The organism is Streptomyces sp. LUP47B (assembly GCF_001746295.1).
Classification (GTDB): Bacteria; Actinomycetota; Actinomycetes; order Streptomycetales; family Streptomycetaceae; genus Streptomyces.
This window is the reverse complement of record NZ_MJAH01000004.1, coordinates 472,478-491,720: the sequence shown is the minus strand read 5'-3', so window position 1 is coordinate 491,720 and position 19,243 is coordinate 472,478. Positions and strand designations below refer to the sequence as shown.

Annotated in this window: 16 protein-coding genes, 1 pseudogene and 1 riboswitch; of the genes and pseudogenes, 3 read left to right on the top strand and 14 right to left on the bottom strand. The window is 70.5% G+C overall.

The annotated features are described in order from the left end of the window. Positions 1-25: 25 nt before the first annotated feature. The 6 genes and pseudogenes from BFN33_RS15780 to BFN33_RS15760 form a co-directional block, all read right to left on the bottom strand. Positions 26-625 carry an ATP/GTP-binding protein gene (locus tag BFN33_RS15780; RefSeq protein ID WP_007386183.1) on the bottom strand — a complete coding sequence of 200 codons (600 nt, stop codon included), beginning with the start codon at positions 623-625 and terminating at the stop codon, positions 26-28. Beyond that, positions 603-974, bottom strand: coding sequence for a DUF742 domain-containing protein (locus tag BFN33_RS15775; RefSeq protein WP_069760657.1), 372 nt, complete (start codon positions 972-974; stop codon positions 603-605). Before BFN33_RS15775 ends, BFN33_RS15780 begins: the two co-directional genes overlap by 23 nt. Before the next feature lie 2 nt (positions 975-976). Continuing rightward, positions 977-1,411: a roadblock/LC7 domain-containing protein gene (locus BFN33_RS15770; RefSeq protein WP_069760656.1), complete on the bottom strand. Its 435-nt coding sequence runs from the start codon at positions 1,409-1,411 to the stop codon at positions 977-979. 68 nt (positions 1,412-1,479) lie between these two features. Further along, entirely contained in the window at positions 1,480-4,191 is a 2,712-nt protein-coding gene (locus BFN33_RS15765; RefSeq protein WP_069760655.1) for a sensor histidine kinase KdpD, read from the bottom strand. An 839-nt stretch (positions 4,192-5,030) separates the two neighbouring features. Then, positions 5,031-5,307 (bottom strand): annotated as a pseudogene (locus BFN33_RS54310) (hypothetical protein); the annotation flags it as partial. A 152-nt stretch (positions 5,308-5,459) separates the two neighbouring features. Then, the gene (locus BFN33_RS15760; protein ID WP_069760654.1) at positions 5,460-6,638 is read right to left on the bottom strand and encodes an MBL fold metallo-hydrolase; all 1,179 of its coding nucleotides are present in this window, start codon (positions 6,636-6,638) and stop codon (positions 5,460-5,462) included. Between the two features lie 175 nt (positions 6,639-6,813). Here BFN33_RS15760 and BFN33_RS15755 point away from each other — a divergent pair, with 175 nt between their 5' ends. Further along, positions 6,814-7,992 (top strand): Glu/Leu/Phe/Val dehydrogenase dimerization domain-containing protein, encoded by a 1,179-nt coding sequence (locus BFN33_RS15755; RefSeq protein ID WP_069760653.1) that lies wholly within the window; start codon positions 6,814-6,816, stop codon positions 7,990-7,992. 49 nt (positions 7,993-8,041) lie between these two features. Further along, positions 8,042-8,650, top strand: a complete 609-nt coding sequence (locus tag BFN33_RS15750; protein WP_176742396.1) for a TetR/AcrR family transcriptional regulator — start codon at positions 8,042-8,044, stop codon at positions 8,648-8,650. Positions 8,651-8,693: 43 nt separating this feature from the next. On the opposite strand, the gene BFN33_RS15745 is transcribed toward BFN33_RS15750, so the two are convergent. The 4 genes from BFN33_RS15745 to BFN33_RS15730 form a co-directional block, all read right to left on the bottom strand. Then, on the bottom strand, positions 8,694-9,479 hold the full coding sequence (locus tag BFN33_RS15745) for an SGNH/GDSL hydrolase family protein (RefSeq protein WP_069760651.1): 786 nt from the start codon (positions 9,477-9,479) through the stop codon (positions 8,694-8,696). Between the two features lie 145 nt (positions 9,480-9,624). Then, the gene (locus tag BFN33_RS15740) at positions 9,625-10,341 is read right to left on the bottom strand and encodes a DUF6250 domain-containing protein (protein ID WP_069760650.1); all 717 of its coding nucleotides are present in this window, start codon (positions 10,339-10,341) and stop codon (positions 9,625-9,627) included. Positions 10,342-10,649: 308 nt separating this feature from the next. Continuing rightward, on the bottom strand, positions 10,650-11,585 hold the full coding sequence (locus BFN33_RS15735; protein ID WP_069760649.1) for a LysM peptidoglycan-binding domain-containing M23 family metallopeptidase: 936 nt from the start codon (positions 11,583-11,585) through the stop codon (positions 10,650-10,652). Between the two features lie 4 nt (positions 11,586-11,589). After that, positions 11,590-11,759: riboswitch (cyclic di-AMP (ydaO/yuaA leader) on the bottom strand. Between the two features lie 297 nt (positions 11,760-12,056). Then, positions 12,057-14,132: an alpha-galactosidase gene (locus BFN33_RS15730; protein WP_069760648.1), complete on the bottom strand. Its 2,076-nt coding sequence runs from the start codon at positions 14,130-14,132 to the stop codon at positions 12,057-12,059. A 207-nt stretch (positions 14,133-14,339) separates the two neighbouring features. Here BFN33_RS15730 and BFN33_RS15725 point away from each other — a divergent pair, with 207 nt between their 5' ends. Then, positions 14,340-15,137 carry a tyrosine-protein phosphatase gene (locus BFN33_RS15725; RefSeq protein WP_069760647.1) on the top strand — a complete coding sequence of 266 codons (798 nt, stop codon included), beginning with the start codon at positions 14,340-14,342 and terminating at the stop codon, positions 15,135-15,137. A 12-nt stretch (positions 15,138-15,149) separates the two neighbouring features. Here the strand turns inward: BFN33_RS15725 and BFN33_RS15720 are convergent, their stop codons facing one another. The 4 genes from BFN33_RS15720 to dxs form a co-directional block, all read right to left on the bottom strand. Beyond that, positions 15,150-15,272 carry a DUF6126 family protein gene (locus BFN33_RS15720; RefSeq protein ID WP_069760646.1) on the bottom strand — a complete coding sequence of 41 codons (123 nt, stop codon included), beginning with the start codon at positions 15,270-15,272 and terminating at the stop codon, positions 15,150-15,152. Then, positions 15,269-15,874, bottom strand: coding sequence for a helix-turn-helix domain-containing protein (locus BFN33_RS15715; RefSeq protein WP_069760645.1), 606 nt, complete (start codon positions 15,872-15,874; stop codon positions 15,269-15,271). The genes BFN33_RS15720 and BFN33_RS15715 overlap by 4 nt, the downstream gene beginning before the upstream one ends. 74 nt (positions 15,875-15,948) lie before the next feature. Next, positions 15,949-17,334 carry an aspartate aminotransferase family protein gene (locus tag BFN33_RS15710; RefSeq protein ID WP_069760644.1) on the bottom strand — a complete coding sequence of 462 codons (1,386 nt, stop codon included), beginning with the start codon at positions 17,332-17,334 and terminating at the stop codon, positions 15,949-15,951. Beyond that, positions 17,331-19,229, bottom strand: coding sequence for a 1-deoxy-D-xylulose-5-phosphate synthase (gene dxs, locus BFN33_RS15705; protein WP_069760643.1), 1,899 nt, complete (start codon positions 19,227-19,229; stop codon positions 17,331-17,333). The genes BFN33_RS15710 and dxs overlap by 4 nt, the downstream gene beginning before the upstream one ends. Positions 19,230-19,243: the final 14 nt, after the last annotated feature.

Here is a 19,243-nt window from a genome sequence, read left to right as displayed (position 1 = left end):
GGCTCCGTGGCGGTGTATGCGGGGATCACATGTGGGCGCCATGGCTCGGCGCGGGCGCCGGGCTGTGGGCGATGAGATGCCGTACGAGGGTGAGCAGGGTCTGCACACCGGAGGAGGAGATCCGTGCGTCGCAGCGCACGATCGGGATCTCCGGCGGGAGGTCGATCGCGGCGCGGACCTCCTCGGGGTCGTAGCGGTACCCCCCGTCGAACTCGTTGATCGCGACGATGAATCCGAGGCCGCGCTGCTCGAAGAAGTCGACGGCGGCGAAGCAGTCCTCCAGTCTGCGGGTGTCGGCGAGAATCACCGCGCCGAGCGCGCCCTCGGAGAGTTCGTCCCACATGAACCAGAACCGCTCCTGCCCGGGCGTGCCGAACAGGTACAGAACGTGTTCCGGATCGAGGGTGATCCTCCCGAAGTCCATGGCCACCGTCGTCTCGACCTTGTTCTCGATACCGTCGAGACTGTCGGTCGCGGCGCTGACCGTGGTGAGCAGTTCCTCCGTGCTGAGGGGAGCGATCTCGCTGACCGCGCCCACGAAGGTCGTCTTGCCTACCCCGAACCCTCCCGCCACCAGGATCTTCAGTGCGGTGGGGAAGGGGTCAGAGCTGTCGTCGTAGTCCATCGAGCACTGCCTCCAGAAGAGCCCGGTCAGTCGGGTTGTGGGTGAACTCGGGGGGCTTGGTGGTCAGCGCCCCGCAGTCGACGAGGTCGGACAGCAGCACCTTGGTGACCACCGCCGGCAGCTTGAGATGGGCGGCGATCTCGGCGACCGAGACGGGCGCGCGGCACAGGTCGAGGGCCTGCGCGTGCTCGGGGCCGAGGTAGCCGATGGGGGTGGCCCCGGTGGCCCTCACGTGCGACAGCAGGTCGAACGCGATGGACGGCCGGGTGCGGCCGTTGCTGACCGTGAAGGGCCGCACCAGCCGCCCGGCCGCGTCGTCGAGCCAGGGCCCGTCGCCGGCCGCCGCCACGCTCAAGGCCTCATCGCCGGGGATTCGACGGAGTGCTGGCGGGGCGCGGTCACCAGGTAGGGACGCACGCTCTTGACGAGCATCGCCATCTCGTAGCCGAGCACCGCCGCGTCGGCCTCGCGGCCGGCGAGTACGGCGAGACAGGTGCCGGAGCCCGCGGTGGTCACGAACAGCAGCGTCGAGTCGAGTTCGACGACGACCTGGCGGACGTCTCCGCCGTCGCCGAAGCGGACGCCCGCGCTGCGGCCGAGTGAGTAGAGGCCGGAGGCCAGGGCCGCCATGTGGTCGGCGCTGTCCCCGTCGAGGCCGTGGACCGACTTCACGAGCCCGTCGCAGGACAGCAGGACCGCGCTGTTGGTGTGCGGTACGCGCTGCACGAGGCCGCTCATCAGCCAGTCGAGATCGGATACATGGCCGGTCGGCGCTTCGCTCGCCATGGTGGATCGACTCCTTGAGGTACGAAGGTGTGCGGGAGCGCTGGGGGGTGGGGTGAACGCGGGCGTGGTCATCCGGCGGGTGCGCTCCCGTCGTGCCGGGGGGTGGTGCGGTCGAGATCGCGACCGTGCGTCTCGGATATGTGGGGCCGCTCCATGGGAGTTACGTCGATGGCGGCGGTGTCGGTCATGGGGGTGGCGTCCGTGTGGTTCGTGTCGAGGCCGAAGCCGAAGCCGAAGGAGGCGGACGGGTCGGGGGACGGGGTGGGGCGGGACTCGTAAGACATGTCCGTCGTGCCTGTGGTGTCCGTATGCGTGCGGTCCGTTGTCGCCGTGTCCGGGTGGGCCGAACCCAAGTGGGCGGGGTCAATGGAGCGGGACGTGGTGTGTGCCGGGTCCATGGAGTCGGTCTCCATACGCGGCGCCGGGAGCGTCGTGGTCGGTTCGTCGGGCGCCTGCTCCAGGTGCTGCTGGGCCTCGGCGAGGCTGATTCCGCGCTGGAAGGCCGCCATCAGTCCCGGGTCGTGGCCGGCCGGGTACTCGGGGTCCTGCCGTGGCGCCGGTCCGCCGCGCAGCTGGGGTGCGATGTGCTCCTGGGCGCGGCGGCGGGGCAGTTGGGGCTTGCCCATGGTGCCGCGGACGGTCCCGGTACGCGGGGTGGGCGGCGCGGTCACATGCTCCACCACCAGATGCCGGTCGCCGGGCCTGATCCCGGGCACGGCCTCGGCGGGGTTCGGCCGCTCCCCACGAGCCCCACGCACCGGCAACGGCGCAGGCCGCCCCGAGCGCGCTCCACCGCCGTTCGGCCCGGTTCCACCACCAGCCTTCCGATCGGTCCCGCCACCGGCCAAGCTCTCGCTGCCGCCGGACCACGCCTCGTCCCCACCCGGAAGGCTCCCCCCGCTACCCGGCACCGCCGAGCCACCGTCCGAAAGGGACCCACCGCCATCGGGCGGGAAGCCGCTGCCGCCAGGCACCTGCCCCCGACCGCTCGACATCCCCGAGCCCCCGTCCGGGACGGACACGCCACCCCCCGACAGGCGGCCGCCCTCACTCGGAACGCCGGTCAGTGCCTGCGAGCCACCGTTCAGAAAGGGCCCACCGCCACTCGCCATGGAGTCACTGCCACCAGGTCCACGCCCCCCACCGCTCGACGCGGCCCCGCCACCATCCAGCGCAGCCCCGTCGCCGGCCGGTACGCCTCCGCCGCCGTGCGTCAGCGACCCGGCACCGCCGGCCAAGGATCCACCGCCACTCGGCGCGCGGTCACCGTCGCTCGGCGCGCGACCACTGCCGTTCCGTACCGGCCCGCTGCCGTTAGGGCCCTGCACGCGGCCGTTCCGTCCGGGCCGGCCGCCCTGCGGCACCGCTCCGCCGCTCTTCGTCGTCGGCGCCGTACGGCCGTCGAGTCCGGGCTGCGTGCCCCGGGACTCCCCCCGGCGCGGCTCGGCGGGCGCGCCCCGGTGCCGTGCCTCATGCCCGGGTCGCGGGTGCGCCGGGCCCTGCGCGGATACGGCCGTACCCGCGGCCCCACCCGACCCGCCGGCCTCCGGCGACTGCGCACCGATCGCCCCCGGCGCCGAACCCAGCAGCGCCTGCGGCACCACGAGGACGGCCTGGACGCCGCCGTAGATGTTGGTCTGGAGCCGGACATGGATCCCGTGCCGCTTCGCGAGCTGTGACACCACGAACAGCCCGATACGCCCGTCGGCCAGCAGGCTCGCGACGTTGACCTGGTCGGGATCCGCCAACAGGGCGTTCATCCGGTGCTGTTCGGCGACGGGCATGCCGAGCCCGCGGTCCTCCACCTCGACGGCGAGCCCGGAGGTCACGAGGTTGGCGCGCAGCAGCACTTGAGTGTGCGGCGCCGAGAACACCGTGGCGTTCTCGACGAGTTCGGCCAGCAGATGGATGACGTCGGCGACGGCGTGCCCACGCAGCGTGCCGTCGATCGGCGGCACGAGCTTGACCCGTGAGTACTGCTCGACCTCGGCGATGGCGGAGCGCAGCACCTCGGTCATGGAGACGGGGTTGCTCCACTGCCGACGCGAGACGGCACCGCCGAGGACGGCGAGGTTCTCGGCATGCCGGCGGATCCGGGTGGCGAGGTGGTCGACGTGGAAGAGCCCCTTGAGCAGGTCGGGGTCCTCGATCTCGTTCTCCAGCTCGTCGAGGATGGAGATCTCTCGGTGCACCAGCGACTGAAGCCGCCGCGCCAGGTTGACGAAGACCTCCAGCTTCTGTTCGCTACCGGCCTGACTGGAGAGCTGGGCTGCCTGGACGACCGCGGTGACGGCCCCGTCGTGGGCGCGAGCCAGGTCGGCGGCGAGCAGTTCGAAGTCGTCGGCGTCCTCGGGCGGACCGCTGCGGGGGCCGCGCCCCGGCGGAATCTCCCCGCGCCGCAGCCCCTCGACCAGCACCCGCAGGTCGGCCTCGCGGCGCGCGCTGCTGCGGCGCAACGCGCCGACACGGTCGCTCACCGTCCTGGCGGCGCGGTCGGCCGCCACGGCGGCGATGAGAATGCCCGCGAGGGCCACCGAGACCGCCCCGGCCAGGACACCCCACAGGATGAGGCTGGGTTGTGCCCCGGTGGAGCGGACGGTGAACAGGACGGCCGCACAGCCGCTGAGGGCGACCGCGATCGGTGGGAGCACGGCCAGCCGCAGCAGTTGCGGCCGTAAGTGCGTCTCCGGCAGCGACGGGGCGGGGCGGGCGACCGGCCGCCCGTGCCGCCCGCCCTCGCGGCGGTCTGCGCGTGCGGCCGGGGCACGGAGGTGAGACATCGGTGTCCTTGTACTGGTCCGTCGGTCCTGTTGGCCGGAGGGTCCCGGGCCTGCCGGCCCGGTTCGGCGGGCTCCGGCGTGTGCCCCTGCGGGCTGCCGGGCGGGGTGCGCGGCGGCATGGTCGTCGGTCACCGGCGCGTCCCCTCCCTCCTCCCCGCACCGCGGCTGTTCGCCGTGGGCATGCGTCATGGCGTACCGGTCGAGAGAACCGAAGACTTCAACCCCTCGTCGCCCGGCGGACACTCACAGTAGTCGCCAACGCATCAGGTGCGAGCGGCTGTTGACAAAGTCCTCCGCGGAGCATCCCGCTCTGGTATGAGGTGTCGCACGACTGACCGACAAGCGGATCGGCCGGGAATCCCCGAACGAGTGAATCCGATCAGTCCTGGTCAGAAGCGGTCACGTGCGTCCGGCGAGGCTCCAGGGGGCACGGGCGCCCCAGTCGCCGCGTCAGCCGTTTCCCCGACTACGGCAGCCCCACCGACACCCCTCCGGAGCGTTGGCCCGAGGCTTCCGGATTGTCACTGACCGTGTCGGTCAGCCTCAGCCGACGGCCTCGTCCGGGAAGGCGGTCAGGGATTCATCACCAGCGAGCGGCAGTCACCGGTCCAGCAATCCGGCGCCTGTCGACACCGTCGCGGTTCTACGGCCGCGTCCCGTCCGGTCCCCCAGGGCACCGAGCGGTCACATGTCGGCGCAGGACCCCAGGACCCGGACGGTCACGAACGTCACCCCGCCCCACCCGCACCGGTCGGCCCCGACACACGGCCTGCCCCCACGCCACACGGCTCGCTTCCACACACGGAGAACCACCACACGCAGGACCTGGCGCCGAGCCCCTCAGAGCGCTTGGGCCACGCCTTGCGCAGGAACTGCAGGCCCGCCTCCAGTGCCGTACGCACCACCTGGAGGCGGACGAAGGCTTGGCCGGGGTCGCCCTCGCGGCCGTCCGACTGGGCCGGGATCACGGATGTCGCCGTGCGGCCCCGGGGCAAGGCACGCCGGGACGTGCGCGGTCAGGACCCGCCGGTTGCGGTCGAGGCCCGGCGGCAGCACCAGATAGGCGGCGGCGCAGACAAGGCCCCCGCGCCCACCGCGGTGACGCGCCCCGGCCACAGACCACCCGGCCCCCACCCAACTCCCCCGCGCCCCTCAGGTGACTGGACCGCCCACCCAGGGACAGGGAAAACCGCCCGCCCAGCCACCCCGGCCCCGGCCCCGGCCCCCAACCGCCCCACAGCGCGGTGAGACAGATCAGCGACCGTGGCTCAGACCTCAGCCACGGGTACGGGGGCCTCCTCCACCACCGTCGGCAACGCCACCCATCCCCCGGCCGGCGCCTTCGCCACCCCTCGCCACCAAGGATCGACCGCCGGGACGGCCCCGGGCTCGAACGGCTCCCCCGGCCGAGGCGAGGCCATCGCGATGCCGGCCTTGTGGGCCAGCACCATCGTCCGGTCCGCGGGCTCCGCCCAAGGATGCTGCGCCAGATTGAACGTGCCCCAGTGGATCGGCAGCAGCACGCCCTCCGTCGCATCCCCGCCCTGCAGATCCAGATGAGACTGCACAGCCTCTTCGGGCGTCATGTGAATCTCCGGCCAGAACTCCGAGTAGGCGCCGAGCTGGATCATCGTCGCGTCGAAGGGCCCGAACGCGGCGCCGATGTCCTTGAACCCCTCGAAGTACCCGGTGTCGCCGCTGTGGTAGATCCGGCGTTCTCCACTGGAGACGACCCAGGACGCCCACAGCGTGTGCTGGGTGTTCCGCAACCCCCGCCCGCAGAAGTGCCGAGCCGGGGTGGCCGTCAGCGTCAGTCCGGCGACCTCGGCCGACTCGTGCCAGTCCAGCTCACGCAGCCGGTCGGCGGAGACGCCCCAGTGCTCGAGGTGGGCTCCCACACCGAGCGGCACGGCGAAGACGGTGTCCGTCCCGGCCAGTTGCTTGATCGTGGGCATGTCCAGGTGGTCGTAGTGATCGTGGGAGATCACGATCACGTCGACCGGACCGAGCGCGGCGAGCGGCAAGGGCACGGGGTGCAGCCGCTTCGGCCCGGCGAAGGGGAACGGGGAGCACCGCTCGCCCCATACGGGGTCGAACAGCACCCGCCGTCCGTCGATCTCGGCGAGCACGCTGGAGTGCCCCATCCAGGTCAGCCGCAGTCCGGTGGCCGGGGGCTTGGAGAGGTCGGCGAGCGTCGTGGCGTGGACCGGGATCCGGCCCTGCGGAGCACGCTGCTGCCGGGCGTCGCTGTCGAAGTAGCTCTTGGCGAAGTCCGTAGCCGACCCCTCGGGCCGGGTCCGCGTGGATCCGCCGGGGTTCTGGAAGACACCGTCTTTGTAGTGGGGGGATCTGCGGATACGCGCCATGCGCTCACCGCTCGGGTCCGCACCGAAGGCCGCGGGCTGCAGCGCGCGGAGCCCGGAGCTCAGGGGACGGAAGCCGGTCACGGTACCTCCAGGGGGAGTGCTGAGGCATCCATTATGGTCCGCCCCACTGACAGTGCCGGCGTCTGTCCGGTCACACGGATAGGGACGCCGTCGGAGCTGATCACGTTGACAGGGCGCGGCCGGATGCAAATACTGACCCCCCGTTCAGTAGCCGTCCGCCCGCACCGGAGCCCGTGTGACCACCCCCTTGCTGTCGCTCACCTGGACGGACCACGTCACCGGCCACCAGGGCTTCCTCGTCGTCGACCGACTGGTACGGGGTGTCGCCAGCGGCGGCCTGCGGATGCGCCCCGGCTGCACCCTCGACGAAGTCACCGGGCTCGCCCGCGGCATGACCATGAAAGAGGCCCTGCACTACGACCCCGAGGCGCGCTACATCCCGCTGGGCGGCGCCAAGGGCGGCATCGACTGCGACCCCCGGGATCCGGCGGCGTACGGCCTCCTCGTGCGCTACCTGCGCGCCATGCGACCGTACGTCGAAAGCTGCTGGACGACCGGCGAGGACCTCGGTCTCAGCCAGGACCTGGTGGACCGGGCGGCCGCGGAGGCCGGCCTGGTCTCCTCGATCCAGGCGGTCTATCCGCTGCTCGACGACGAGGCCACGGCCCGGCGGCGGCTCGCGGACGCGTTCGCCGTCGAGGTCGACGGCATCGGACTCGACGAACTCGCGGGCGGCTGCGGGGTCGCCGAGTCGGTCCTCGCGGCCCTGGACCTGGCCGGGGTGCCGTACGCGGGCACGCGCGTGGCGGTGCAGGGCCTTGGCACCATGGGCGGGGCCACGGCCCGTTTCCTCACGCGCGCGGGACTCACCGTGATGGCGGTCGCCGACATCAAGGGCACGGTCTTCAACCCCGCGGGGCTCGACGTGGAGGCGCTGCTGGCCGCCAGGGACACCTACGGCACCGTGGACCGCACCGCCCTGCGTCCCGCCGACCGCGAACTGCCCGGCGACGCCTGGCTGTCGCTGGAGGCGGAGGTACTCGTGCCCGCGGCGGTGTCCTACACGATCGACACCGGCAACCAGGAGCGGATCAGGGCCCGTTGGATCGTCGAGGCGGCCAACATGCCGGTCCTGCCCGCGGCGGAGGCCCTGCTGGCGGCGCGCGGGATCACCGTACTGCCGGACGTCGTGGTCAACTCCGGGACCAACGCCTGGTGGTGGTGGACCCTGTTCGGCGACATCGGCGCGGACGCGGGCGAGGCCTTCGCGCACATACGGCGTTCCATGCGTGCCCTCGTCGAACAGTTGCTGGCCCGCGCGGAGGCGGACGGGATCTCGCCGCGGGCCGCCGCCCACGCACTGGTCGCGGACCGGCTGCCGGTGATCGCGGACCGGTTCGGCTGGTACCGCTGACCTGGCCCTCGGGGCGGCACCCCACCGAGTGACGGCTTAGGGTGATCCCGTGGCGAGAGTGCGGTTGACAGTGGCCGAGCGGCGCGAGGAGCTGTTGCGGGCCGCCATCGAGCAGATCGAGGCGCGGGGTGTGGCGGCCGTCAGGATCGCCGACGTGGCCTCGGTGCTCGGAGTCAGCAACGCCCTGGTGCTCTACCACTTCTCCACGAAGGAGAAGCTGGTCGCCGCCGCGTTCACCTATGCCGCCGAGGACGATCTGGCCCATCTGCGCAAGCTTCTCGGCCGCCGTACCAGCGCCCTGCGCCGCCTGCGGGCGGCCGTTCGCTGGTACGCGCCGACGGGCCAGGCCAAGGGCTGGCGGCTGTGGATCGAGGGGTGGGCGGTGGCCCTGCGCGAGCCGGCGCTCCAGGAGGTCACCCGCGACCTCGACAGGCGCTGGAAGGCCGCTCTCGCGGAAGTGATCGCCGAGGGCGTGGCCGCGGGCGAGTTCCACTGCCCGGACCCGCGGGCCACAGCGCTGCGCCTCACCGCTCTCCTGGACGGCCTCGCCGTCCAACTGACGTCCTACGCGGGCGCGGTACCCAGGTCCCGGGCCCAGGAGTGGGTGGACGAGGCCCTGGCCCGCGAACTCGGGCTGGACGGCCCGGGGCCCGCATAGCGCGGAAGGGCGAAGCCCGCCCGGCCCCGGCACCGCGTACGGCTCAAGCCACCGAAGCGATCCGTGTCTTGATGTCGTCCAGCGACAGCACACCCTTGGCCGTCACGTGGTCCCCGGAGGACTCCCCCCGCAGCCGCCGCCCGATCCACGGCACCAGATACTCCCGCGCCCAGTGGACGTCGTCCCGTCGCACGTCCAGCGGACCGCGCGGCGGAAGCGGCGGCCACGGCTGGTCCGGGTCGGCCGGGACCTCGAGGCCGAGGACCTGGCCCGCCCTGAGCGCCACACGCGTGTGCCCTTCGGGAGAGAGGTGCAGTCGGTCGCCGTCCCAGGCCCGCCGGTCCTGAATGGTCTTCAGGGACCACAGGTCGAGCACCGGGCATCCGTACCGGTCGGCGACGGCCCGCACATGTCCGTTGTACGTGGCGATCTTGCCCCGCAGATGCTTGAGCACGGGAACACCACGTGTGTCGAAGCCGGTCGTCACCATGACCGTGCCGCACGCCTCGGTGAGCCGGGCGATCGCCCGCTCGAAGCGCTCGGCGACCTCGTCGGGGTCGGTACCTGGCCGGATGATGTCGTTGCCGCCGGCGCAGAACGACACCAGGTCCGGTGCCAGTTCGACGGCCTGCGGAAGCTGGTCCTCGACGATCTGGTCGAGCAGCTTCCCGCGTACGGCGAGATTGCTGTACCTGAAGTCGCCCTCGGGCCGCCGGTCCGCGAGAAGCACCGCGAACCGGTCGGCCCAGCCGACGAACGCCCCGTCGGGGCCGGGGTCGCCGACGCCCTCGGTGAAGCTGTCCCCCACCGCCACGTACGACCCGATCACTGAGCTGCTGTCATCCTTCGAATCGTCTGCCACAGCCGTTCATGATTCACCTTTGAATGTGACTTACGCGACCGTAGGAAGGACTTGACGGGCGGTGAGATAAGCCACGCTTAAAGTGTTCGCCAAAGGAGGAATAGGTCTCCCGTCACGAATGTTGACGCTGCGACCGCCATACCCGGAAGTCACTGATCCGGAAGTGGCTCCAGGTGGTCCGGAACGCGAAGTGTCCCCTCGTGTAGGGCTCCGGGTCGGTGTAGTCGAAGACGAGCCGGCCGTTGTCCCACCAGTGCACTTTGGAGCCGTCGGAGACAATCCGCACCCTGTTCGGTTCGTTCGCGACGAGCAACGGCTCGGTGTAGTCGTAGATCAGCGGCCGCACAGCGGACTCCCCGACGTATCGGCGCAGCCTCGTCGTGGTGTTGTAGTTGGCGCCGTAGCCCGAGTAGTACGTCTTCAGGTAGTCGTACTCGGCGAGCGCCCCGCCCCGGTGGGTGGCGAAGAGGTCGTCGGGGGACCGGACGTCGACCGCGTTCCAGAAGTTGTTCAGGTCGGACACCCGGTCGTTGACCCCGCCCTCGGAGACGGGCGTGGCGGTGTACTCCAGGACGTACGGGCCGTCGAGCGGCTGCCTGAACCAGATCGTCGCGCCGGCGGGCACGTCGACCTCCAGTACTCCGCGCCGCGCGGTGACCGTGCCGCCCTGCTCCAGTTCGACGGCCCAGCGGCCGAGGCCGTGGCGGAAGTCGTCGTGGGCGATGAGGCGCCGGTGGCGGGGCGAGGCGCTGGCGGTGGCCGCGGGGGCGAGGGCGGCCAGGGCGGCGCCGGCCGCGAGGGCGCCGAAGGCTCTACGTGTGGTCGTCATGCGAGAGCGTTCCTTCCAGGGACGGCTGAGAGTGTGCCGCAGAGAGCAACGCACGGTCCGGGTGACTCGGTGGTGCGGTCGGCGAGCACTCCCCGCCGGACAGAGTGACCTCCGAAAGCCTAGAAAGCGCTTGCCCAGCTGCGGAGTTCACTCTCTCCCCACCCTCCCCCGCCTGTCGACGCTCTGAGCGCCGCCGCCACAGGAACGCAATGAAGTGATCATTAAGGTGCAGAGCCGCTCAGGGCCGGGAACACCGAAGGCCGGACCCGGGGATCGGGGTCCGGCCTTCGGTGGCACAGGGGGCGTGGTCAGCCGACGGCTACGCCCTTCGAACGGAGGTAGGCGACCGGGTCCACGTCGGAGCCGTAGTCCGGCGTGGTGCGGATCTCGAAGTGCAGGTGCGGACCGGTGACATTGCCGGTCGCGCCGGACAGGCCGATCTGCTGACCCTCGGTCACGGTCTGGCCGGCCGAGACGGAGAGCTGGGACAGGTGGGCGTACTGCGCGTAGTAGCCGTCGTTGAGCTTGATGACGACCTGGTTGCCGTAGGCGCCGCCCCAGCCCGCGGAGACGACCGTGCCCGCGGCCACGGCCTTGAGCGAGGTGCCGGTCGGGACGACGAAGTCGACGCCGGTGTGGTAACCGCTGGACCACATGCTGCCCGCCACGCGGTAACCGGTGCCGATGGTGGCGCCGGTTACCGGCAGGGTGTAGCCGCTGGAGCTGGTGGTGGCCGAACTCTGGGTGGCGGCCGTCGACTTCGAGGACGACTTCGATTCGGCCTTCGCCGTCTTCTTCGCCTTCGAGGAGGACGAGGAAGCGGAGGACTCGGTCTTCGCCGTGCTCGTCCCGGCCTTCTTGCCGATCGAGAGCTTCAGACCGGGGTGGATCAGCGACGGGTCGTCGCCGATGGCCGAACGGTTGTCGGAGTACAGCTTCTTCCAGCCACCGCTGACGTTCTGCTCATCGGCGATCTTCGAGAGATAGTCGCCGACGCGCACCGAATAGGTGCGCACCGTCGAGGTCTTCGCGGCGTCCTTCTTCGCGGCCGCCTTTTCGGCGGACTTCTGCGTGACCGGAAGCGACTGAACGGCCTTTTCCGAAACCGACTGGGAGGTGGCGGCGTGAGCGCCGGTGGCCCCCATGAGCGGGAGGGCGAGAGCGGCGCCTCCGGTTCCGGCGACGGCTATCGAGCGGGCGAAGCGCTGGGACTTCGGACGGCGGTGCTTACCCTTCGCGGGCATGGTGAATTCCTCTCCGGCGCCTGCGAGGTGAGCTGTCGGGTGCGGGCTGGAGATGCCCGGCCGCGTCGAGACGCGACTTAACCCCAAGCCGTTCCGGAGACCGGAACAGGCGGAACTACCTGTGGGTCCCCCGCTCCTGCCGTACACGGGTGAGTGAGTGAGCGGAATCCGTTCGGCGGCAGGATTGGGCGTCCGACCGGATCGGTGGCGAACGTAAGCGAACAAGACGCAAAGGGACAAGTGAGAGGTTCCCTGTGTATGCGTTTCTGTTGATCGCCTACGCGAATTACCGGTCACCCTGCGTGAATCAGACGCCCGTTACCCGGCCCGAATCTCCTTGAAAATCCTGCGAATTACGTGAACATGACGGGCGACGCACCGTCACGGATATGACGCTCCTCACGTCACGAATTCACAGGAACCCTGATTCCGGAAGGAGTTGGAAGGAAGCTATTAATTCGGACAGAAGCCCTAGATGCGGCGCAGTCGGATAACCGTCACATCGAGATCACCACGCAAACCGGTACGAAGTCCGTGATGCAGCAGTACGGCCCCTCGGTGCACTTCGCCCGTTTCGGGGCATTCGTACGATGCCGTCGGGTCGAGTCCGCGCAGCCGCAGCGCCGGGACGGGCTCGCCGTACTGCTGCGCCTGGAGCCAGGCGAGGACGACGGTCTCGTCCCCGAGGGCGTACTGCACCGCGCTCAGCCCGCCCCGCGGAGGCCGGAGCCGGTAGAGGTCGCCGCGCTGCACCAGGGGACGGATCTCCTTGTAGAGAGCCACCCACCGCCCGGCCTCGGCGAGCTCCTCCTCGGTCCACTCCGCGAGGTCCCCGCCAACCCCGAGCACCCCGGCCATCGCGCTCACGAACCGGAACCGCAGCGAGCTCACCCGGTCGTTGAGCTGGGTGTTCGGGCTGTCGGTGACCCAGGCGGCCATCACGCGCGCGGGATGGATCTGACTGAAGCCGTACTGAATGGCGAGGCGGTCGAGCGGGTCGGTGTTGTCCGAGGTCCACACCTGGTCGGTGCGGCTGAGCACCCCGAGGTCGATGCGGCCGCCGCCACCCGAGCAGGACTCGAAGGCGACGCCCGGGTGGGCTTGGCGCAAGCGGTCCAAAAGGGCATAGAAGCCGTGCACATGGTCGACCCACAGACGCTGCGGGTAGGGGTCGCCGGGCCAGCCCGCATCCGTGAAGCAGCGGTTGAAGTCCCACTTCACATAGTCGATCGGGGCCGAGGAGAGCAGGGTGTCGAGCTGCCCCCACAGGTACTCCTGGACGTCCTCGCGCGCGAGGTTCAGCACGAGCTGATTGCGGAACTCCGTCCGCTTTCGTCCGGCTTGGTACTGCACCCAGTCCGGGTGGGCGCGGTACAGCTCGCTGTCCGGGTTGATCATCTCCGGCTCGACCCAGATGCCGAACTGCATGCCGAGTCCGTGTACGTACTCACCGAGCGGCTTGAGCCCGTTCGGGAAGCGGTCGGGGTTGGGCGCCCAGTCGCCGAGCCCGGCCCGGTCACTGGTGCGGGCACCGAACCAGCCGTCGTCGACCACGAACAGCTCGACGCCCATCTCCGCGGCCCGCCGGGCGAGGGCGCTCTGCTGCTCCTCCGAGATGTCGAAGTTCGTGGCCTCCCACGAGTTGAACAGCACGGGACGGTCCTCGTCCGCGCGCGGGACGACGTACGCCCGCTGGTAGGCGTGCCAGGCGCGGCTCGCCCCGCCGAACCCGCCGTCGCTCCAGAGACCGGCGAAGACAGGGGTCGTGAACGACTCCCCGGGCGCCAGCCGGAGCAGACCCGAGTCGTCGTACCCGGCGCCCCCGGTGATCTGAACGCGCGCGTCGGGGAGCTGCGCGACGGCGATCCGCCAGGACCCCGACCAGCCGAGGGCGACGCCGTAGACCTCGCCGCGCTCCTCGGTGGCGTCGGTGTCGAGGGCAACCCAGGGCAGGTGCTGGTGCCCGGTGTGGCCGCGACGGCTGCCGATGACCTTCTCGCCGTAGGTGAGGGGGGTCCGCGTGAGCAGGGACTCGGCGGCCCAGCGGCCGTGCAGCTGGGACAGCCGCCAGCCGTCCTCACGGTCGGGCAGGGTCCAGGTGGCGGAGTCGGCGCGCAGCAGCTCGACGGGTGCCGGGTCCTGGTTGTCCAGGGTCACCCAGCGCTCCAGGACGTCGTGGCGCATCCGGTAGTGCAGCGTGACGGTCAGCCCGCCGTCGCGGAACCGCAGCCGCAGCTCGTCGCCCTCGGTGTCGTACGCCTCGAAGCTCCACTCGGTGCCGCGCCGCTCGTCGGTGCGCACGGACAGGGCCGGGCGGGTGAAGCGGGGGCCGCCCTCGACGGGGTACTCCTCGCGTCCGTCGAGCGGGGCCTCGAAGGGCCGGTAGTCGGGCAGCGGGCTCACGGCGAGGGCCTCGGCGTCGGCGAGGGCGATCCGCGGGCCCCAGTGCAGGTGCAGCAGCTCGTCCTCGGCGGTGAGGTGCAGGGCGTAACTGCTGGCCGGCCCGGACAGAATCCATGTACGGCCGTTCTCGGCGATCTCCAGCATCGTGCTTCCCTCACAGATTCGAACAGGCGCCAACAGGTGTGCTCAGGCACCAACATCATCAGTGGCCACCCGCCCCTGCGGCAACGGCTGTGGACAAGTCATTGCCGGCCCTGTGGACAACTCATTGCCCCAGGAACCCATGTCGTATGGTCGGGAGCGTGCCCGTCGACGAGCAGCGCCGGCGGAGCCCGGCTGGGAGGAGCCCCCGTGACGCAGCAGATCCCGTCGACCGAACCGGAACTGGCAGGTGTCCGCAACTTCCGCGATGTGGGCGGACTGCCGACGGCGGACGGACGGCGGGTGCGGCACGGCGTGCTGTTCCGCAGCGGTCACCTCGCGCATGCGACGGAGGACGACGCGGCCTTCCTGTCCTCCCTGGGTCTGCACACGATCTTCGACTTCCGCAACGCCGCGGACCAGAAGCTGGAGGGCCCGGACGTCGAGCTGCCGGGCGTCGCCAATGTGAACCTGCCGCTGAGCGACCCGGCCGAGGGCACCTGGTTCTGGAAGATGGTCCGCGACGGGGACATAGAGCAGCTGCGAGAGCTCCTCGGCGACGGCAAGGCCGCGCAGCGGATGACCAACTCCTACCGCACGATGATCAAGGAGCGCACCGCCGAGCACTCCCAGGTGCTGCGCTCCCTCGCCGAGGACAGCGTGCCCGCCCTCATGCACTGCGCGGCCGGCAAGGACCGCGCGGGTCTGTCCGTCGCGGTGACCCTGCTCGCGCTGGGCGTGGAGCGTGAGGCGATCGTCGCCGACTACCTGGAGTCGAACGCCAAGCACCGGCGCTACAAAGTACGCCGCACCAGCACCTCCGCCGACGCCTACTCCCCCGAGGTCATGGAGCTGCTCAGTCCGCTGTTCGAGGCGCGCGCCGAGTATCTGTCGGCGGCCTTCGAGACCATCGAGGAGACATGGGGCAGCGTCGAGGTGTATCTGGAGGAAGGCCTCGGCCTGACTCCCGCGACCCGCGAGCGGCTGCGGGAGCGGATGCTCGACTGACCCATAGGGCCGCTACTGCCCGGACCCCACCTGGAAGAGCAGAAAGATGAAGGCCGCGAAGACGTGGCCGACCGCGAGATAGATGATGAGGCGCACCCACAGGGCGCGGGGGAACTTCTCTTCCATGTCACTCATGGCGTCTCTCCAGGGGTGGGACCCAGGCACAGCGTGGCCGTGGGACTCTGCAACAGGGTGTGGACGAACAGGAGCTCGACACCGTCGGGGTCCTGGGCGGCGATGCGGTGCGGGGTCAGCGAGTCGAAGTGCGCGCTGTCGCCCGGGCCGAGCCGGTGCGTGGAGTCACCGAGGCGCAGTCTGAGCCGTCCCTTGAGGACGTACAGCCACTCCTCGCCCGGGTGCACCCGCACGATGTCGCCCTGCGAGCCGTGCGGCACCTGCACCCGCAGGGCCTGCATGCCACGTCCCGGCGCGCCCGCCTGGAAGTAGGTCCAGCCGCCCGCCGCGGTCGGTTCCGTGTCGGCGGCGCGCATCACGGCGTCCCGCTCGGCGACCGTCTCACCGAGCAGGTCGGAGACCGTCGTACTGTAGATACGGGCGAGCGCGAGCAGCATCGGCAGCGAGGGCTGGCGCTGCCCGGTCTCCAGTCGGGACAGGTGGGCGGGCGACAGCCCCGCGGCACCGGCCGCGGCCTCCAGGGTGAGGGAGGCGCGGCGGCGCAGGGCGCGAAGCTGAGGAGCCACCGAAGGCAGCTCCGTGAAGGCTTCCGGAGAGCTCATATCTCCATTGAGCCGGAGGTTTGCCTCTGCGGCAAATTCCTTGCCTCAGAGGCAAAACCTCAGGTACGGACCCCCTACCGGTTGGCCACTGCCTGCTTGACCAGTGTCTTGCTGAAGTCCCACATCAGGCCGCTGCCACTGTGTGCGTCGTCCATGACGTCGGTGAAGGCGTCGACGAACCGGTCCACCTCCTTCTCCCCGACGACGAGCGGTGGGATCAGCTTGATGACCTCCAGATGGTCGCCGGAGACCTGGGTGAGGATCCGGTGCCGCTGCAGGAGAGGGACGACCACCATCTGCGCGAACAGGCCCTTTCGCGCGGCCTGGAGCATGGTCCAGCGGCCGCGCAGCTTCAGTGACTTCGGCCTGCCGAATTCGATGCCGATCATCAGGCCACGGCCGCGGACGTCGGCGAGCAGCTCGTACTTGTCGATCAGTGCGGTGAGCCGGGAGCGCAGCAGGTCGCCGGTGACGCGGGCGTTCGCGACGATCTGCTCGTTCTCCATGACCGACAGAACCGCGAGCCCGGCCGCCATCGCCTGGGCGTTGGATCCGAAGCTCGCCGAGTGCACCAGCACCCGGTCCATCGACGAGTAGACCTTCTTGAAGATCCAGTCCTTGCCGAGGGTGGCGCCGACCGGCACATAACCGCCGGAGAGCGCCTTGGCCACGCACACCAGGTCGGGCTCGACCCCGTCCTCGTGCTGGTAGGCGTAGAAGTCCCCGGTACGGCCGAGCCCGGTCTGCACCTCGTCGGCGATGAGCAGCGCCTTGTGTTTGCGCAGCAGCTCCTGCGCGGCCCGCAGATAACCGGGCGGGGGCTCGTGCACGCCCTTGCCCTGGACCGGCTCGACGACCAGGGCGGCCACGTCGCCCTTCTTCAACTCCCTCGAGAGGGCGTCGAGATCGCCGAGAGGCACGGCGGTGTCGGGCAGCAGGGGCGCGAATCCGTCCCGGAAGCCCGACTCGCCGTTGACCGACAGCGACCCGGTGGTCAGTCCGTGGAAGGCGTGGTCGCAGTACAGGACCCTGGGCTTCCCGGTGGCGTAGCGGGCGAACTTCAGCGCCGTCTCCACCGCCTCCGTGCCGCTGTTGCCGAAGAACACCCGGTCCAGGTGCGGGCTGTGGGTGAGGAGCTTCTCGGCCAGCAGCCCGGGCAGCGGCTGGCAGTCGAAGCGGGTGAGGTCGGCGAGCTGGGCGTCGAGGACGTCGTGCAGTGCCTTGCGGACGACGGGGTGGTGGCGCCCCAGGCCCATAACTCCGAACCCGGCGAGCATGTCCAGGTAGTCGTTGCCGTCCGCGTCCCAGAAGTAGGCGCCCTCACCGCGCTCGTAGACCTTGTCGAAGCCGATGGTGTGCAGCATGCGCGGGAGCTGGTGGTTCAGGTACTTGCCGTGCAGCTCGTAGCGCTCGGCTCCGCGCTCGGCCAGGAGTCTGCCGAGGTCGAACTCCGTGGTCATTCAGCCTTCTCCCTGACTTCGGTCTGTGCCTTCACGGCCAGACTCGCGCTGATCCGCCCGGCCACCTCGACCGGCGTCAGCCCGATGTCGGCGAGCACCTCACCCCGCTTGGCGTGCGCGAGGAACTGCTCCGGGATCCCGAAACGCCGTACGGGCACGTCGACTTCGGCGTCACCGAGCGCCAACGCGACGGCGGCTCCCACCCCGGCGGCCCGGCTGTTGTCCTCGACGACTGCGACCAGCCGGTGTTCGGCGGCGAGGCCCGGCAGCGAGGGGTCGACGGGCTTGACCCACCGGGGGTCGACGACCGTGCAGTTGATGCCCCGTGCCTCCAGCAGCTCGGCGGCCTGGAGGCACACCGGGGCCATCACACCGACGGCGACCAGCAGCACCTCGGGCCGCTCCCCGCGGTGCAGCACGTCCAGGCCACCGACCCGGTCGATGGCCGGCAGCGAGGGCCCCACCGACTCCTTCGGGAACCGCACCAGGGTCGGCGCGTCGTCCACGGCGACCGCCTCCCGCAGCTGTGCCCGCAGCTGGTCGGCGTCCCGAGGAGCGGCGATCCTCAGTCCGGGGACGACCTGGAGGATCGACATGTCCCACATGCCGTTGTGGGAGGCCCCGTCGACACCTGTGACCCCGGCCCGGTCCAGGACGAACGTGACCCCGCAACGGTGCAGGGCGACGTCCATCAGGAGCTGGTCGAAGGCCCGGTTCAGGAAGGTCGCGTACACCGCGACGACCGGGTGCAGCCCACCCGTGGCGAGACCTGCGGCGGAGACCGTCGCGTGCTGCTCGGCGATGCCGACGTCCCACACCCGGTCCGGGAAACGCGCCGCGAACTTCCCGAGCCCCACCGGGTGCAGCATGGCCGCCGTGATCGCCACGACGTCCTCCCGCTCCTGCCCGATCGCGACTATCTCGTCGCCGAACACCGACGTCCAGGAGGGCCCGTTGGACGGCGCGAGCGGCTCACAGGTGAGGGGGTCCATCACACCGACGGTGTGGAAGTGGTCCTCCTCATGGGCCAGGGCGGGCTCGTAACCGCGCCCCTTCTCCGTCAGGCAGTGGACGAGCACCGGCCCGTGGAAGCGTTTCGCACGCCGCAGGGCGGACTCGACGGCCCCGATGTCGTGTCCGTCGATCGGGCCGACGTACTTCAGCCCGAGGTCCTCGAACATGCCCTGCGGTGCGAAGGCGTCCTTGAAGCCCTTCTTCGCGCCGTGCAGGGACTCGTAGACGGTGTTGCCGACCAGGGGGGTCCTGAGGAGTACGTCCTTCCCCCAGGCCAGCACCTTCTCGTAGCCGTCGGTGGTGCGCAGGGTGGCCAGGTGGTTGGCGAGCCCGCCGATGGTCGGCGAGTACGACCGCTCGTTGTCGTTGACGACGATGATCAGCGGCCGGTCCTTGGCGGCCGCGATGTTGTTCAGCGCCTCCCAGGCCATGCCGCCGGTGAGCGCGCCGTCGCCGATGACCGCGACGACATGCCCCTTCGCCCCCTGCACCTGGCGGGCCTTGGCGAGCCCGTCGGCCCAGCCGAGCGCGGTGGAGGCGTGACTGTTCTCGACGATGTCGTGCTCGGACTCCTCGCGCGAGGGGTAGCCGGACAGGCCGCCCTTGCCGCGCAGCTTGGAGAAGTCCTGACGCCCTGTCAGGATCTTGTGCACATAGCTCTGATGGCCGGTGTCCCACACGATGCGGTCGACCGGTGACTCGAAGACCCGGTGGAGCGCGATGGAGAGTTCCACCACCCCCAGATTGGGCCCGAGGTGTCCGCCGGTCCTGGCGACCGCGTGCACCAGGAACTCCCTGATTTCCTCGGACAGTTCACCGAGATCCGATTCGGACAGCGCCTTCAGGTCGCGTGGTCCCCGGATGTTCTCCAGAATGGTCACGCTCGGGCCCCCTT

Coding starts and splice junctions, on each gene's coding strand:
- BFN33_RS15740 (WP_069760650.1), bottom strand. CDS start 10,341: ATGACGACCACACGTAGAGCCTTCGGCGCCCTCGCGGCCGGCGCCGCC.
- BFN33_RS15720 (WP_069760646.1), bottom strand. CDS start 15,272: ATGAGTGACATGGAAGAGAAGTTCCCCCGCGCCCTGTGGGTGCGCCTC.
- BFN33_RS15770 (WP_069760656.1), bottom strand. CDS start 1,411: ATGGCGAGCGAAGCGCCGACCGGCCATGTATCCGATCTCGACTGGCTG.
- BFN33_RS15710 (WP_069760644.1), bottom strand. CDS start 17,334: ATGACCACGGAGTTCGACCTCGGCAGACTCCTGGCCGAGCGCGGAGCC.
- BFN33_RS15730 (WP_069760648.1), bottom strand. CDS start 14,132: ATGCTGGAGATCGCCGAGAACGGCCGTACATGGATTCTGTCCGGGCCG.
- BFN33_RS15765 (WP_069760655.1), bottom strand. CDS start 4,191: ATGTCTCACCTCCGTGCCCCGGCCGCACGCGCAGACCGCCGCGAGGGC.
- BFN33_RS15735 (WP_069760649.1), bottom strand. CDS start 11,585: ATGCCCGCGAAGGGTAAGCACCGCCGTCCGAAGTCCCAGCGCTTCGCC.
- BFN33_RS15780 (WP_007386183.1), bottom strand. CDS start 625: ATGGACTACGACGACAGCTCTGACCCCTTCCCCACCGCACTGAAGATC.
- BFN33_RS15715 (WP_069760645.1), bottom strand. CDS start 15,874: ATGAGCTCTCCGGAAGCCTTCACGGAGCTGCCTTCGGTGGCTCCTCAG.